General features: G+C 52.7%; 16 protein-coding genes. 5 read left to right on the top strand and 11 right to left on the bottom strand.

The window, feature by feature from the left end:
• Position 1: 1 nt before the first annotated feature.
• Positions 2-1,162 (bottom strand): acyl-CoA dehydrogenase family protein, encoded by a 1,161-nt coding sequence (locus tag QQL62_RS12085; RefSeq protein WP_284379614.1) that lies wholly within the window; start codon positions 1,160-1,162, stop codon positions 2-4.
• 74 nt (positions 1,163-1,236) lie between these two features.
• On the opposite strand from QQL62_RS12085, the gene QQL62_RS12080 reads away from it, so the two are divergent.
• Positions 1,237-2,193, top strand: a complete 957-nt coding sequence (locus QQL62_RS12080) for a GlxA family transcriptional regulator (protein WP_284379612.1) — start codon at positions 1,237-1,239, stop codon at positions 2,191-2,193.
• Here QQL62_RS12080 and QQL62_RS12075 read toward each other — a convergent pair.
• Together QQL62_RS12075 and bcoG are read right to left on the bottom strand one after the other, a co-directional pair.
• Positions 2,190-3,629, bottom strand: coding sequence for a carnitine 3-dehydrogenase (locus tag QQL62_RS12075; RefSeq protein ID WP_284379610.1), 1,440 nt, complete (start codon positions 3,627-3,629; stop codon positions 2,190-2,192). The two genes, QQL62_RS12080 and QQL62_RS12075, sit on opposite strands and share 4 nt — an antisense overlap.
• Complete coding sequence (gene bcoG / locus QQL62_RS12070) at positions 3,622-4,557, bottom strand: 3-dehydrocarnitine:acetyl-CoA trimethylamine transferase BcoG (RefSeq protein WP_284379608.1); 936 nt, start codon at positions 4,555-4,557, stop codon at positions 3,622-3,624. Before bcoG ends, QQL62_RS12075 begins: the two co-directional genes overlap by 8 nt.
• A gap of 105 nt (positions 4,558-4,662) precedes the next feature.
• Here bcoG and QQL62_RS12065 point away from each other — a divergent pair, with 105 nt between their 5' ends.
• Positions 4,663-5,595 carry a GlxA family transcriptional regulator gene (locus tag QQL62_RS12065; RefSeq protein WP_284379606.1) on the top strand — a complete coding sequence of 311 codons (933 nt, stop codon included), beginning with the start codon at positions 4,663-4,665 and terminating at the stop codon, positions 5,593-5,595.
• Here QQL62_RS12065 and QQL62_RS12060 read toward each other — a convergent pair.
• From QQL62_RS12060 to truA, 5 genes are all read right to left on the bottom strand, one after another.
• The gene (locus QQL62_RS12060; protein ID WP_284379604.1) at positions 5,592-6,419 is read right to left on the bottom strand and encodes a metal ABC transporter permease; all 828 of its coding nucleotides are present in this window, start codon (positions 6,417-6,419) and stop codon (positions 5,592-5,594) included. The two genes, QQL62_RS12065 and QQL62_RS12060, sit on opposite strands and share 4 nt — an antisense overlap.
• A complete protein-coding gene (locus QQL62_RS12055) occupies positions 6,419-7,276 on the bottom strand; it encodes a metal ABC transporter permease (protein ID WP_284379602.1) in 858 nt (285 codons plus the stop codon). Before QQL62_RS12055 ends, QQL62_RS12060 begins: the two co-directional genes overlap by 1 nt.
• Positions 7,273-8,130 (bottom strand): manganese/iron ABC transporter ATP-binding protein, encoded by an 858-nt coding sequence (locus QQL62_RS12050; RefSeq protein ID WP_284379597.1) that lies wholly within the window; start codon positions 8,128-8,130, stop codon positions 7,273-7,275. Before QQL62_RS12050 ends, QQL62_RS12055 begins: the two co-directional genes overlap by 4 nt.
• Positions 8,127-9,032, bottom strand: coding sequence for a metal ABC transporter substrate-binding protein (locus QQL62_RS12045; RefSeq protein ID WP_284379594.1), 906 nt, complete (start codon positions 9,030-9,032; stop codon positions 8,127-8,129). Before QQL62_RS12045 ends, QQL62_RS12050 begins: the two co-directional genes overlap by 4 nt.
• Before the next feature lie 104 nt (positions 9,033-9,136).
• The gene (gene truA / locus QQL62_RS12040; protein ID WP_284379590.1) at positions 9,137-9,910 is read right to left on the bottom strand and encodes a tRNA pseudouridine(38-40) synthase TruA; all 774 of its coding nucleotides are present in this window, start codon (positions 9,908-9,910) and stop codon (positions 9,137-9,139) included.
• 98 nt (positions 9,911-10,008) lie between these two features.
• Here truA and QQL62_RS12035 point away from each other — a divergent pair, with 98 nt between their 5' ends.
• Positions 10,009-11,385, top strand: a complete 1,377-nt coding sequence (locus QQL62_RS12035; protein WP_284379588.1) for a YcjX family GTP-binding protein — start codon at positions 10,009-10,011, stop codon at positions 11,383-11,385.
• Entirely contained in the window at positions 11,382-12,377 is a 996-nt protein-coding gene (locus tag QQL62_RS12030) for a YcjF family protein (protein WP_284379585.1), read from the top strand. The genes QQL62_RS12035 and QQL62_RS12030 overlap by 4 nt, the downstream gene beginning before the upstream one ends.
• Here the strand turns inward: QQL62_RS12030 and QQL62_RS12025 are convergent.
• Positions 12,374-12,784, bottom strand: coding sequence for a group III truncated hemoglobin (locus QQL62_RS12025; RefSeq protein WP_284379582.1), 411 nt, complete (start codon positions 12,782-12,784; stop codon positions 12,374-12,376). The genes QQL62_RS12030 and QQL62_RS12025 overlap by 4 nt on opposite strands.
• On the bottom strand, positions 12,777-12,941 hold the full coding sequence (locus tag QQL62_RS12020) for a hypothetical protein (protein ID WP_284379579.1): 165 nt from the start codon (positions 12,939-12,941) through the stop codon (positions 12,777-12,779). Before QQL62_RS12020 ends, QQL62_RS12025 begins: the two co-directional genes overlap by 8 nt.
• Positions 12,942-13,019: 78 nt before the next feature.
• Between QQL62_RS12020 and QQL62_RS12015 the strand changes: the two genes are divergently transcribed.
• A complete protein-coding gene (locus QQL62_RS12015) occupies positions 13,020-13,448 on the top strand; it encodes an RrF2 family transcriptional regulator (protein WP_284379576.1) in 429 nt (142 codons plus the stop codon).
• Here QQL62_RS12015 and QQL62_RS12010 read toward each other — a convergent pair.
• Entirely contained in the window at positions 13,445-14,629 is a 1,185-nt protein-coding gene (locus QQL62_RS12010; RefSeq protein ID WP_284379574.1) for an FAD-dependent oxidoreductase, read from the bottom strand. The genes QQL62_RS12015 and QQL62_RS12010 overlap by 4 nt on opposite strands.
• Between the last annotated feature and the right edge of the window lie 157 nt (positions 14,630-14,786).

The following is a 14,786-nucleotide window of genomic DNA, read 5'->3' as shown; positions in this document are numbered from 1 at the left end:
CCTATGCCCTCAATGGGCGCAGAAGGTCTCGCGATATAATGTGACGTTGAATTTCCGAGGTTCCATCCCAGATGCGCTCTACGCGCGCATCACGCCAAAACCGCTCGATTGGAAAATCATCCATCAATCCCATTCCCCCGAAAATTTGCAATGTCATATCTGTGACCCGTGCCAGCATTTCAGATGCATATAGTTTGGCCGAGGCAATCTCTCGGTTGGCAGGTTTGCCCCGATCAAGGCGCCATGCAGCAGATAGGGTTAAAAATTCTGCCGCATCTATTTCGGTGATCATATCCGCAATCTGAAACCCAATACCTTGGAATTTCCCGATGGGTTGCCCGAACTGATGGCGTTCTGCTGCATAGGTTAAGGCATGATCAAAACAACGCCGAGCGCGCCCGACACAAAATGCGGCAACGGTTAGACGCGTGGCATATAGCCAATCGTTCATAACCGAAAATCCGCCATCAACCTGTCCCAAAACCTGTGCATTCGGCAGGCGACAATTGTTGAAATAGAGCACATAGTTTTTGTAACCGCGATGCGATACAGAGGTGTATCCTGCACGCACCTCAAACCCAGGGGTATCGCGATCAACCAAAAATGTAGTGATGCGTTTTTTCGGGCCCCTTGGGGTTTCATCAACACCAGTTGCCACAAAAACGATAAAGAAATCCGCATGCTCTGCACCCGAGATAAAATGCTTGGTTCCGTCGATCACCCAATCATCGCCATCACGCAAAGCCCGACATTTCATGCCGCGCACATCAGAACCCGCATCAGGCTCTGTCATAGCAAGAGCATCAGAACGTTCGCCGCGCACGGCTGGGTATAAATACCGTGCGCGTTGTTCTTCGTTACAGGCCATCAATATGTTCTGCGGGCGGCCGAAAAAATGCGTAAGCGCCATTGACCCACGCCCCAGCTCGCGCTCTACCAATGTGAAATCCAGATGGCTTAGACCTGCGCCACCAACGGTTTCAGGAAAATTACAAGCGTAAAACCCAAGGTCGATGCATTTTTGCTTGATCTCTTGCCCCAACTCGTATGGCACGGTTCCTGTGCGCTCAACCTCTGCCTCATGGGGGTATATTTCCTTTTCGACAAAATTGCGCACTGTAGATACGATCATCTGCTGTTCGTTGCTCAGCTCAAAATCCATCGGCGGCTCCTATTTCTTTTCAGAGATTAGATCGCAGCTTGCGGATTTTGTTCGTGCCGTAATAGAGTAATATCATGCAAAAATCGAAAAAATCAGCGCCAACGCGGACACAAAAAATCGATCTATTGTTGTTCGATCATTTTTCTAATCACTGTTTGGCAAATATTGTCGAACCTCTGCGCGCAGCAAATACCCTGTCGCGCGAGAATCTCTATCAATGGCGATTTTTAACTATCGGCGGGCACAGTGTAGACAGCTCTAGCGGGCTACAAATTATGCCACATCTACCTTTGAAACAGGGGCAGGGGGACCTATTAGCGATTATGCCGTCCTACGAATTTCGCGCATTGAACAGCGCAGATATGCGCGCCGCGATACATAGCGCAGCGCGACGTTATTTAGTTACGGCGGGGTTTGATACAGGCAGCTGGTTGATGGCGCAAGCGAGCTTGTTGGATGGAGTACCCGCTACCATACACTGGGAAGAGCTTGCGGCGTTTGCAGAAGCGTTTCCCGAGGTAGAGGTCGTACGAGAGCGGTTTGTAATTGCAGGGAATCGCATCACCTGTTCTGGTGCCATGGCCGCTTTTGATCTAACCATACAGCTGATCGCGCGTGACCATGGCGCATTGCTGGCGTTTGATGTTGCGCAGATGTTCATGCATGCAGATCAAAATACCGGTATTGATCGCCGCATTTCTAAACATTCCGGAATTGTAGATCGCGCGCTTCATCTTATGCAGCAAAATATTGAGAAGCCACTGCCCATTTCTATTTTGGCACATCGTGTCGGCACCAGTCAAAAACTGTTGGAAACGCGGATGCGCGCGGCGGTAAACGAAACCCCAAGCGCCGTTTACCGCCGCTTGCGGTTGAATTTGGCACATAAGTTGATCGCAGAGACCAATAAATCGGTGGCCGAAATAACTGTGCGTTGTGGCTATGAAAATGCCACGGCGATGACGCGTGCCTTTAAGACTCAGTTTGGGTATCCCCCCCAAAATCTGCGCCGCAGAAATAAAGCATATTAAGCTGTGCGCGCTTGGCCAACATGCCGACCGGCCCCATCTGGCATAGGATAGGCCGCATGGGCGTTGGCAATGGATTTGAGCTTTTCCTCAATTTCTGCGCTGGGCAAAGCGGATTTGCGCGTCGTTAAATTCATATGCACCAATAGGGTTTCAACCGTAGCCGCAATATCCCCGTTTGGCCCGATAATACTGTGAAACAGATGCAATTTTCGCCCCTTACCCTGTAGCACTTGTGTCGTGATAAATATGCGATCTCCACTGTGCAGTTCCGTTAGGTATCGGATATGGTTTTCGACGGTGAAATAGCTGTAGCCTGCGGCAACATAGTCGGGCCCGGCTCCGATCATTTCCATGAATTGATCGGTGGCAAGAGATGCGGCCTCTAGGAAATGTGCTTCGTTCATATGACCGTTATAGTCAGTCCAGCTTTGGGGGATGGCGCGCGAAACGGTGATGGGCAGGTCATGTGATTTTGGTAACTTCAGCGTTTGCTCATGGGTAGATAGCGTCGCTCCAGCCCCTGATTGAGATTTTTTCAGTGAGCGCATCATTCCCACCAGATTATCATCGCGCAGGTGCTCTAGTTGTCGAATTGATAGATGGCCTGATTGGGCATCCGATTGGTCAGAGATCAGATCAACCAAGCTCTCGGTAAATTCCGGCACATCCATCAGCTTTGTCCAAGGCCACTTCAACGCTGGGCCAAACTGGGCCAGAAAATGTCTCATGCCAGCTTCGCCTCCAGCAATGCGGTATGTTTCAAATAACCCCATTTGCGCCCAGCGTAGACCAAACCCCATGCAGATGGCATCGTCTAGCTCTTTGGTGGTGCAAATCCCATCCTTGATCAACCAAAGCCCTTCGCGCCAGACAGCCTCGAGCAAGCGATCTGCGATATGGGCATCGATCTCTTTGCGCACCATCAGGGGATACATTCCAAGCGCGTTCAGAACCATGCTGGCTCTGGCACAATGATCCGGATCTCCGACCAACTCGACCAACGGCAATAGATAGACTGGGTTAAAGGGATGGGCCACAATGATACGTTGGCCGTTGGTGTTTAACTCTGAAGGTTTAAAACCTGATGTAGAGGATGCGATGATTGCGACCTCTGGGGCATGGGTGTTGATATTGGCGTGAATTTCATGTTTTATGTCCAGCCTCTCTGGCACGCTTTCTTGGATCCAGTCCACGCCGTCCAGCGCATCAGATAGGGCCTCGTGATAGCTGATCCTACCCTCGGGGGGGAGTAGGCGATCATAGAGCGCGGGCAGGGATCTGCGGGCATTGTCTAGAACAGTGCTGATTTTGCGGCTGGCCTCTGGATCTGGGTCAAAAACACGCACATTCCACCCATTTAGCAAAAACCGCGCTGCCCATCCGCCGCCAATAACCCCGCCGCCAATAATCGCAGCACTTTTCGGAGCACTACTCATTGCGCATCACCCCTTGCGCACTTGGCGCGCGTTTTATCAGGCCAAGGCGCGTACGCACTTGCTCGGGGCCGATGACCTGTGCGCCCAATCCTTCGATGATACCGACTGCACGCTCAACCAACTGTGCATTGGTGGCCAAAACGCCTTTGTCCAGCCACAGATTATCCTCTAGTCCCACACGAACATTGCCACCGGCCAAAATTGATTGCGCCACATAGGGCATTTGTGCGCGGCCAAGGCTAAAGGCCGACCAGTGCCAATCTGGCGGCACATTATTGACCATAGCCAGAAAGGTACTCAAGTCATTTGGTGCGCCCCAAGGCACCCCCATACACAGCTGAACAAGGGCTGGGCTCTCAAGAATACCTTCTTTGACCAATTGTTTGGCAAACCACAAATGGCCGGTGTCGAACGCCTCGATCTCTGGTTTAACGCCAAGATCGGTCATCATCTGCCCCATAGCGCGTAACATCCCTGGGGTGTTTGTCATCACATAATCAGCTTCGGCAAAATTCATCGTGCCACAATCCAAAGTGCAAATTTCCGGCAGGCATTCGGCGATATGGGCCATGCGCTGGCTGGCGCTGGCCATATCAGTCTCGGTATCATCCAAGGGTAGGGGGCATTCGCTGGGGCCAAACACCATATCCCCGCCCATGCCGGCAGTTAAATTTAACACCACATCAACCTCTGCATCTCGAATGCGGTCTGTGACCTCGCGGTATAGATCCAAGCGCCGCGCTGGGGCGCCTGTTTCTGGATCGCGCACATGGCAATGCACCACGGCCGCGCCCGCCTTGGCGGCCTCTATCGCCGAGTCCGCGATTTGTTTGGGCGATCGGGGTACATGGGGGCTGCGATCTTGGGTAGCACCGGATCCGGTTACGGCACAGGTGATGAAAACCGCGTTGTTCATTTCTAGGGGCATCTCTGTCCTTCTTTGCTGGGGTATTGCATTATCGAGGCTAGCGGGGACGCGGGCTTGATATGTAATCAAAATTCGGCATAAATCTTACAAATGTCGGATAAATCTATGCATACTTTTGAGTTTCTGGTGTTTGACGGTTTTTCAAACATGGTTTTGGCCAGTGCGCTGGAACCATTGCGTGATGTGAAAATGCGTGCCCAAGGGGCGAAATTGAATTGGGTGGTGAGCACGTTGGATGGTCAAGAGCTTCGCAGCTCTAGCGGGCTACGAATTGCGCCCGACACTAAATTTGACGCCGCGCAATCAGGGCGCACCTTGATTTTACTATCGGGTTATTTTTTTCGAGACCAGATTACCGTCGATTTAGAAAAGAAACTGCGCCAAGTCGCGCGCCATAATGACCCGATTATCGCCATGGATGGGGCGGCTTGGATGCTGGCATCGGCGGGGTTGCTGGATGGCAAGGCCGCTACGATCCATTGGCAAGAGTTCGCAGATTTTCAAGAGGCGTTTCCCGCGGTCAAGGTCTCCACGGCACGCTTTACCCGTGCGGGGCAATTCATTTGTTGTGGTGGGGCTAGTACCGCCTTGGAGATGATCCTAGAGTTGATCAAAGAGCGATTTGGCACGGCGGCGGCCTTTGATGCATCGAATATGTTTTTGTATGATCCAGCGCGGCAAAATGAATTTGGGCGCGGTGCACAGGTGCTGCGCCGAACTGGGCCCCCAAAGGTATTGAATGCACTGAATGTCATGGCCGAACATATCGAAGACCCGCTCAGCACCTTTGAACTGGCGGCACAGGTTGGGGTTTCAGAGTGTGGGCTAAATCGCGCCTTCCAGCGCGAGTTGGGACTATCTGTGGGGAAGTATTATCGCCTGTTCCGTTTGCAAAAAGCGCGAGATCTGGTGCTGGGCACGGGCTTGTCGCAGGAACAGATTGCCCTGCGTTGTGGCTATGCATCGGGGGCTTCGCTTGCGCGGGCTTTTCGCGCTGAGTTCGCGGTTTCGCTGCGTGATCTACGTGCACCAGCTTAGGTGGACTGAAGGCGTCGCATACGTATATTTGTACGCACAAAGGCCGCAATGAAAATCACGGTCAAAACCAATATGATGGTCGGGGCAGGCGCGCTGTCGAGATAGAAGCTGGCATAGACACCCAGAAACCCAGAGATCATCGTGACCAGAACCGCTAGGGGTAGCATATGCTCAAACCTCTTAGTCAGCAGAAAGGCAATCGCACCAGGGGCTATCAGCAGACCAATGGACAGAATGATGCCAACAGAACTAAGCGTGGCCACAATGGTGAGCGAAATTAGGGTTAAGAGACCATAGTGCAGCCAAGCAACCCGAAGGCCAACCGCCTGTGCTTGTATCGGGTCAAAGGCATGCAACAAGAAATCGCGTCGCTTGGCAATTACCACAAAGGCTACGGCCGCTGAGATCAGCGCCGATGTCATCAGATCGCCCGCGCTGACGCCCAGCATATTGCCAAACAGGATGTGATCCAAATGCACGTCACTGGTGATTTTCGTATAGAGCACGATCCCAAAACCAAACATACCCGAGAAAACAATTCCCATCACGGTATCTTTTTTTACGCGGCTGTTCTCGGCCAGAAACCCAGTGGCCACCGCACAGACCATACCGGCAAAAAAGGCCCCGATAATCAAGGGGATGTGCAACAGATAGGCCAAGACGACCCCCGGAAGAACCGCGTGACTGATGGCATCGCCCATCAATGACCAGCCCTTTAGCACCAAATAGCACGACAGCAGACTGGTGGGCAGAGAGATGATCGCCAGCATCAAAAACGCATTGTTCATAAAGGCGAATTGAAAGGGCTGTAGGAGTATCTCCATTATCGGGGCTCCACTGCGGCAGCGGCGCGGCGGCGTGCGGATAAATACCCGTGCTTAGGCGCCAAGAAAAAAGCCAAAACAAAGATCAAGGTTTGCAGGGATACAATTAACCCCCCCGTTGCCCCATCAAGGAAGAAGCTGAAATATGCACCAAGAAAGCTGGTGCCCGCACCGATCGCAACGCTTAGCACCAGCAGGCGCGGAAACCGATCCGTTAGCAAATAGGCCGTCGCGCCGGGCGTAACAACCATCGCAATAACCAAAAACGCCCCTACGGTCTGTAGTGCGGCCACACAAGAGGCTGAGAGCAAAGTGAAAAACACCCCCTTCAAATACCACGTGTTGATGCCGATTGATCGCGCATGGCTTTCATCAAAAAACGTAACCATCAGATCTTTCCATTTGGCCGTTAGTATGGCCAAGGTCACAAGGCCAATAAGGGCCAATTGCAGCGTATCACTGGGGGTAATGGCCAGGATATTGCCCATGGTAATGGTTTGGATGCTAACCGATGTGGGGGAAAGTGATACCATGAACAGCCCCAGCCCGAAAAATGAGGTAAAGATCAGGCCAATGATCGTATCCTCTTTTAGCCCAGAGCGGGCGTTTAAAAACAACATGGTACCCGCGGCCAATCCCCCAGCCGCAAAGGCCCCTAGGGCAAAGGGAAGGCCCAGCATATAAGCCCCCGCAACACCAGGAACGATAGAATGGCTAAGGGCATCGCCAATCAGCGACCAGCCCTTTAGCATCAAATATGCTGATAAAAACGCACAGACACCGCCCACCAGCGCCGATACCCACATAGCGTTAAACATATACCCATAGCTAAAGGGCAGAAGCAGGGTCTCTATCATTTTTTGCTCTGCTTTTGGTCGTCGTAGATCACAAATGGGCGCTCGTCATCGGTGATTACATGTACTTTGCGTGCATCATCATCATCGTGCAAATCTGCCCCCCCAAGAACGAAATGGCGCAAGACCCCGCCGAAGGCGATTTCTAGGTTATCACGGGTAAAAGTTTCTTCAGTGGGGCCATAGGCAAGAACTGTTTCTTTTACCAATACTGTTCGGTCGCAAAATTCGGGTACTGAGCCCAGATTATGGGTCGACACCAACATCACACGTCCCTCGTCGCGCATTTCGCGTAGCAGCTTGACGATGGCGTCCTCTGTCTGGACATCCACACCGGTAAAGGGCTCGTCCAACAGGATCACCTGCCCCTCTTGGGCCAATGCCCGCGCTAAGAAGACGCGTTTACGTTGACCACCGGATAACTCGCCGATTTGACGATGGCGAAATTCGGTCATGCCCACACGGGCAAGGGATTGCGTTACGGCTGTATGATCATCGGCCTTCGGGCGGCGCAAAAAACCCATATGGCCATAGCGACCCATCATCACCACATCCTCGACCAAAACAGGGAAGGTCCAATCGACTTCCTCTGCTTGCGGAACATAGGCAACCAAGTTCTGGCTAAGGGCCTGTTTAACTGGCATGCCGAGTACTGAAATCTGGCCCTTGGCAGCGGGAACAAAGCCCATGATGGCCTTAAAGAGTGTGGATTTTCCCGCGCCATTCACACCAACCAATGCGGTAATGGTGCCGCTGGGCACCTCGAATGTCGCATCACGCAGGGCCGTATTGCCATTGCGATAGGTAACGGTCACGTCGCGTGCCGAGATGCCCGATCCTGCGTGCGGGGTGCTCATTTAGAAAGACCCTGCAGCAAGGTCTGAGATGTAACGCGCAGCAGGTCTAGATATGTCGGAACGGGGCCATCTGCCTCGGTTAGGCTATCTACATACAGAACACCACCGTATTTAGCACCAGTTTCGCGTGCGACCTGCTTGGCAGGTGCTTGGGAAACCGTGCTTTCACAGAAAACAGCTGGAATACCATTGGTGCGCACCCCATCAATGACCTTGCGTACCTGTTGTGGGGTTCCTTGTGCATCCGCGTTGATGGGCCATAAATACAATTCCTGCATTTCAAAATCCCGTGCTAGATAGCTAAAGGCGCCTTCACAGGACACCAGCCAGCGCTGATCCGCGGGTATGGCCAATATGTCGCGTTTCAGCGGGGCAATGGCCTCGGTTATTTGGGTTTTGTAGGCCGCGGCATTGGCGTTATAAATCTCTGCATTATCTGGATCATGAGCCACAAATGCATCGCGGATGTTATCCACATAAATCAATGCACCAGATAGGCTCATCCATGCATGGGGATTGGGTTTGTCTTGATATTCACCCTCCGCAATGCTCATTGGAGCAATTCCAGCAGTCAATGTGGCACTGGGCACATCCGATAGATTGGCAAAAAACTGTTGGTACCACAGCTCTAAATTCAATCCATTCCACAGGATCAGATCCGCATCTTGGGCGCGGATAATGTCGCGAGGGGTTGGTTGGTACCCGTGAATTTCTGCACCTGCCTTGGTTATGCTTTCGACGATGGCGGCATCGCCGGCCACATTGCGCGCCATATCGGCAATCACAGTAAAGGTGGTAACGGCCTTGAATTTATCACCATCTGCAATGGCGCCTGTTGCCAGAAGGCCCGCGCAGAATGCACCAAGGGCGGTTTTCAGAAGGCGCTGTGCTGTTTTGGGCATATTTTATCCTATTCGGTCTGATTTGACACTTGCATATGAGAATTAGTCTTAGCTGTAAATAGGAATGATAATCATTCGCAACAAGAGGTCGTGATCAGTTAATCCTAAGGGCCTGCAAAGGGGTCAGTTTGGTAAATGACCTCGTCTAGGTACAGCCCATGCCCAGGGCAGACCGGCCCACATGCCGCACGTTCTTTGGCGTCTAGCGCCTCACGCACCTGATCTGGGTGCCATGCGCCTGCGCCCACGCGCTCTAATGTGCCAACAAAACTGCGCACTTGGTTATGCAGAAAACTGCGTGCGCGGATGGTAAAGCGGTATTCGATCCCCGTGCGCGATGGTATTTCCTCGATACTCAACTCATCCAAGGACTTCACAGGGCTTTGCGCTTGACAAATACTAGACCGAAACGTGGTGAAATCATGCTTCCCGATTAGATGGGCAGCACCTGCACGCATTTTGTCGATATCCAGGCCATAGGCCACCTGCCATACCCAACCCGCATCTACAACAACGGGCGCGCGCCGCGAGACCAGACGAAACACATAGCGCCGCTCTATTGCACCAAAACGGGCATGGAAATCATTATCTACCTGCGCACAGGCGGTAATGGAAATGGGCGCTGGGCGCAGGTGGAAATTCAACGCCTCATTCAGGCGAAAGGGTTGCCACTCTTTGTCCAGATGCACATGGGCAACTTGGCCCAAGGCATGCACCCCCTTGTCGGTACGCCCCGCGCCCTGAATTTCTACGGGTGTTGGGCATATTTTAGACAGGGCGTCCTCGATTGTGCCCTGAACAGATGGCACATCGCGCTGGCGTTGCCATCCGTGATAGGGGCGGCCATCATATTCTATTTTTATCGCATAATTTGGCATGGCCCTGCGATAGACCCAAAATATGGATTTGCCAAGGGGTACTAGGCATAGGCAAGGGGAATGATTAGGTTAGCCTCGAACACCAGTAAGGAAGTTGCGTGCAGAATATATTGGAGAACGCGCAAGAGCGCATGTTTGAAACCACGATACGGCTGGGTGTCACGGGCCTATCGCGGGCGGGCAAAACCGTATTTATCACCAGCCTGATTGCCAATCTTCTGGAACGGGGTCGCCTGACACAGGTGCCTGCTATTGCACGTGGTTCTCTAGCGGGTGTTTACCTGCGTCCACAACCGAATGATACCCTGCCGAGATTTGCCTACGAACAGCATCTTGGCGATATATTGGGCACCAATGAGGCCCCCAAATGGCCGCAATCCACCCGCGCCATCAGCCAGTTACGCCTGACCTTCAAAATCCACCCTCAGGGGTTTTTCTCAGGGATGCGCCGCACACATTTAGTACATTTGGATATTGTCGACTATCCTGGCGAATGGCTGCTGGATTTACCGATGCTGAAACAAAGCTACCAGCAATGGTCTCAACAGGCGATTGAGCAGGCCAAATCAACGCGCCGCGCGAAATTCAGCCAAGCATGGCGCCAGTTGGAAATTGATCCAGACGCCCCCTTGGACGAAACTATGGCCCAGACAGTCGCCGGCGCCTACACCGATTATCTGCGGCATAGTCATGATGCAGGGCTAGCGTCCTGTAGCCCGGGACGCTTTTTGTTACCTGCCGAGCTAGAGGGCTCGCCCGTGTTGACCTTTGCGCCGCTGTTAGGTGGCGGGAAAAAGGGATCATTGTATCATGCATTCGAGCGCAGGTTCGAGAGCTATAAATCGCGTGTGATCAAGCCATTTTTCAGAGATCATCTAGCGGGAATTGATCGCCAAGTTGTGTTGATGGATGTTTTGGGTGCCATGGCCTCGGGGCCTGCGGCGGTGCATGATCTGCGCCAAACCATGGTGGATGTACTAACGTGTTTTAAGGTGGGGAAAAACGGGATGTTTTCTTTTTTGTTTGGTCGCTCGGTTGATCGAATATTGTTTGCAGCCACCAAGGCGGATCATTTGCATCATTCCCAACATGGCGCCATGTCGCGCATCACCGACGCATTGTTGACGGATGCATCGGATCGCGCAGAATTCAGCGGCGCTCAAACCCAAAGCCTCGCCTTGGCCGCGCTGCGCACCACCGTGGAACAACGCATTCAGCATCAAGGGCAGACACTAGATGCCGTGCGCGGCCGTGTGATGGAAACGGGAAAACAGGCGGTGATCTATGCAGGGGAATTACCCGAAGATCCCAAACAAGTATTGCTAGCTGATCCAGACCAGGCCGCATGGCTGAACGCAGAGTATCAAGCAACGCGTTTTCTGCCAGCCAAAAACAATTTACGCGCGGGTGATGGCCCACCGCATATACGCTTGGATCGCGCCATTGAATTCCTGATCGGGGACAAATTGCAATGAGTGAAGTGTCACAAAAACGCCCAGTAATCCTTTCAGCGGATGAGACCGAATTGTCACCCGCAGATGCTCCCGTAATCGAGGACCGCATAGCCGATGCCCCCGCGATGATCCGCGCCAGCCATGTGGTTTCTGCTCGGAGATCCTTGGCGATGCGCGTGTTTCTTTGGGTGTTGGGGATATTTATCGGGTTTGCCCTATCTTTAGCATTTTGGGATTTCGTTGCGGGGTTGATGGCGCGTAATATTTGGCTTGGCCGGTTTGGAGTGGTGCTGTTGGGTGTTTTAGTGGCCTGCGCGTTGCTGTTTTTCTGGGGAGAATTACGCGGGTATCTTCGATTGAGGCATGTAGATGATTTGCGCGATAAGGCCAGGCATGCCCACCAGAACGAAAGCCGCGATGGGGCACAGAAATTTGGGGCGTTGCTTGTAAAATCGATGCGTCACCGCGGTGAAATGGAGTGGCATATTGCCAAGTATAAAGAGCGAAAAGACGAGCATTTAGATGCATCAGCGGCGCTTTTGCATATCGAGACGGAGTTGGTGGCCCCGTTGGATCGCGCGGCACTTGGCGAGATTGAAGCGGCGGCCAAAACGGTGGCTGGGGCCACTATCATAGTGCCGCTAGCATTGTTGGATGTTTTGGCTGCCCTAACCACCAATATGCGCATGATTCGCCGCATTTCAGAGATCTATGGAGCACGGGCGGGGGTTTTGGGATCTTGGCGGCTGTTTCGTATGGTCTTTACGCATTTACTGGCGACGGGTGCGGTGGCGATTGGGGATGATATGATTACCAGCCTTGCAGGTGGTGGAGTGTTATCCAAAATTTCCAGAAGATTCGGCGAGGGCGTGATCAATGGCGCATTAACCGTGCGGGTCGGCATTGCCACCATGGAGGTTTGCCGCCCGATGGCCTTTAGTCCAGAACAAAAACCGCGCGTTACGGCCGTAATTTCCAGTGCATTGACAGGGTTATTCCCGAGGGGCGGTTAACCTAGGCTAGGAATTCCCTGCGCCTTCGGTGGTTCCATTCCCATGCGCAGGCTGGCGCCAATGCGATGGGCCAATTTTGAAAATGCCGCAGCATGTTGGCTGGGTAGGATTTCAGCCAAGGTTTGATCGAACAGGTCAAGCCATATCGCGAAATGTTCTGGCTGGATATGCCCTTGAGCCCTGTGGACCTGTAAAGGGTTGCCGGAATATCTGCGTTCTTGCAGGATCGCGTTGGCCCAAAAATCTGTGATTTTATCTTCATGCGCAGGCCAATGATCTGCAGGAATGGACTGAGCAAATACCGCGCTTAGTTGGGGGTCTGTTCTTACCTTGGAATAAAATGACTTAACAACACGGGAAATATCCGAACGCGTTATCGGATTTGGGGGGGTAAGAGCGCTAGACATATAGATAGATTGCCAGAATTCCCAATGGTAACCAGAACAGAAAATTAAAGAAAGAGCGCATCAAGCCCATCTCATCCTCTGGGTTGATCTTGAAATATCGACACATCACAGTGCCGGGCAACAACACCAGATCCCCTATTTTATTTGCAAAAGTCATGGCTTGCCTTTAATTGCGTATTTATTATGCGTAATAAATACGCTTTTAATTCCGCAATGTAAATGCTAAATATATTGTATGCAGTTAAGCAAGTTTACAGATTATGGGTTACGAGTGCTGATGCACCTAGCCGCATGCCATCCCCTACGGGTTTCGGTCACTCAGATTGCAGCAAGTTTTGACATCTCAGAACACCATGTGGCCAAGGTGGCATCCGCCTTGGTCAAAGGCGGATTTGTAATTTCGGGGCGAGGGCGCACAGGGGGATTGGTGCTCGCAACGCCTGCCGATCATATTAACATTGGGGCGGTGGTACGCCACCTAACCGGGGATGTGCCCGTTGCTGAATGTTTCGCAAAGGATGGGGCAGATTGCGCAGCCTTTGCTCAATGCGGGCTGCGTGGGCCGTTACAGCGCGCTCAACAGGCATTCTACGAGGTGCTGGATAACTATACCCTGAAACAAGTGGTCAAGGATCAAAAACTGATGGCCGCCTTACTGGCCTAGCGGCTCCTAAGGCCGAAGGTCGGCGCGATCAATGTGCCAGTGACAAGGCGTGTCAACAAACCGCGCGCCGGCTGTCGGGTGCTTAGCGGGGCTAGTATGCGATCGCGCAGCAACGGCAACAGGCGGCTATCGGATTGATACATTGGGGTAAACAGCCAACTTAGCGCTTGGTAGGTTTCGATATGCCAGCGGCGAGCGCGGGCATAGGCCGCCAAGGCGTGTGGTGGTGAATGGTTTTGCAAACATGTGATCAAGGTATCTGCATCCACCAGCGCCATATTGGCCCCTTGGCCTAGCTGTGGGCTGGCGCGATGCGCGGCATCGCCAATATGCACCAGTCGCGTTGCAAAGGGGCGGCGCAATGTGCCGTGGCTGTATTGTGCAAAGGTCATTTGATCGTGGGATGTGATCTGACTGATAAACGGGTCGAGTGCGGGCCACAGGGCGCGCGCCTCAGATTGCCAATCGCGCAAAGGTGCATCGCGCCATGCGCCATAGCCTGCCCTTGGCATGGAATAGAAAAGCGCGGCTTTTGGGGTTGGGTCATTGGGGATTAGGCCAATTGGCAGAATGCCAATCATCTTTGAGGCGCGGCGATAGCGTTGTTGTAACATATTCTGGTTCAGGCAGGTGCTATCGGGCCAATCAACCGTACCCCAGATGGCGCTGTATTTTAGCGGTTTTGCGCGCAGTGGGCTGATTGGAGAACCTGCCCCCGTGGCATCGATCACCAGATCAAATGGCCCGATTTCTGCACCGTTGTGAAAGTGTAGATACCGCGCATCCTCGACCAGCGTGCTGGACGCCACCCTGTGGTTGTTGATCACTTCGGCGCCTGAGCTTTTTAGCGCGCCAAGCAGGATATCAAAAAGGGCGGCGCGATGTATGCCCAGCCCAAACATATCGCGCCCCATCGGCCCATAGGATACATCCAAAACCTTGATCTTTGATCGGGCATCGTGTCCAAGCATATGATAGCCCTTGGCTCCACGGGCAATTGCATCATCTAAGACCCCGATCCGATCTAGTACGTGCTGTCCAATCGGTTGAATAACCAACCCAGACCCCACCGGTTGGGGCTGATCAAATTGGTCAAACAAGGATACGTTGAACCCAGCCCTTTGGGCGAAAATCGCCGCCGCCAGCCCCCCAATACCACAGCCAAGTATCGCGATCTTCATCTCTGCCCCTAAAACCGAAATTGCTAGATATCGTTCTAGGCTAGACGCCCCCAAAATGACACAGTATAAAGCGCCCATGGGACATATATTCGCAATCGCTATTCGAATTATCAGCCCGACGTTCTGATCTTCCAGAACTGTCGGGAAAAGGTGTTGA

The organism is Amylibacter marinus, from assembly GCF_030160015.1.
Classification (GTDB): domain Bacteria; phylum Pseudomonadota; class Alphaproteobacteria; order Rhodobacterales; family Rhodobacteraceae; genus Amylibacter; species Amylibacter marinus.
The sequence above is the reverse complement of the archived record's forward strand: the minus strand, read 5'-3'. Positions and strand labels throughout refer to the sequence as shown.

Bases quoted from the DNA above. Each gene is read 5' to 3' on its own strand.
- QQL62_RS12085 (WP_284379614.1), bottom strand. From the start codon at position 1,162: ATGGATTTTGAGCTGAGCAACGAACAGCAGATGATCGTATCTACAGTG.
- QQL62_RS12080 (WP_284379612.1), top strand. From the start codon at position 1,237: ATGCAAAAATCGAAAAAATCAGCGCCAACGCGGACACAAAAAATCGAT.
- QQL62_RS12075 (WP_284379610.1), bottom strand. From the start codon at position 3,629: ATGAGTAGTGCTCCGAAAAGTGCTGCGATTATTGGCGGCGGGGTTATT.
- bcoG (WP_284379608.1), bottom strand. From the start codon at position 4,557: ATGCCCCTAGAAATGAACAACGCGGTTTTCATCACCTGTGCCGTAACC.
- QQL62_RS12065 (WP_284379606.1), top strand. From the start codon at position 4,663: ATGCATACTTTTGAGTTTCTGGTGTTTGACGGTTTTTCAAACATGGTT.
- QQL62_RS12060 (WP_284379604.1), bottom strand. From the start codon at position 6,419: ATGGAGATACTCCTACAGCCCTTTCAATTCGCCTTTATGAACAATGCG.
- QQL62_RS12055 (WP_284379602.1), bottom strand. From the start codon at position 7,276: ATGATAGAGACCCTGCTTCTGCCCTTTAGCTATGGGTATATGTTTAAC.
- QQL62_RS12050 (WP_284379597.1), bottom strand. From the start codon at position 8,130: ATGAGCACCCCGCACGCAGGATCGGGCATCTCGGCACGCGACGTGACC.
- QQL62_RS12045 (WP_284379594.1), bottom strand. From the start codon at position 9,032: ATGCCCAAAACAGCACAGCGCCTTCTGAAAACCGCCCTTGGTGCATTC.
- truA (WP_284379590.1), bottom strand. From the start codon at position 9,910: ATGCCAAATTATGCGATAAAAATAGAATATGATGGCCGCCCCTATCAC.
- QQL62_RS12030 (WP_284379585.1), top strand. From the start codon at position 11,382: ATGAGTGAAGTGTCACAAAAACGCCCAGTAATCCTTTCAGCGGATGAG.
- QQL62_RS12025 (WP_284379582.1), bottom strand. From the start codon at position 12,784: ATGTCTAGCGCTCTTACCCCCCCAAATCCGATAACGCGTTCGGATATT.
- QQL62_RS12020 (WP_284379579.1), bottom strand. From the start codon at position 12,941: ATGACTTTTGCAAATAAAATAGGGGATCTGGTGTTGTTGCCCGGCACT.
- QQL62_RS12015 (WP_284379576.1), top strand. From the start codon at position 13,020: ATGCAGTTAAGCAAGTTTACAGATTATGGGTTACGAGTGCTGATGCAC.
- QQL62_RS12010 (WP_284379574.1), bottom strand. From the start codon at position 14,629: ATGAAGATCGCGATACTTGGCTGTGGTATTGGGGGGCTGGCGGCGGCG.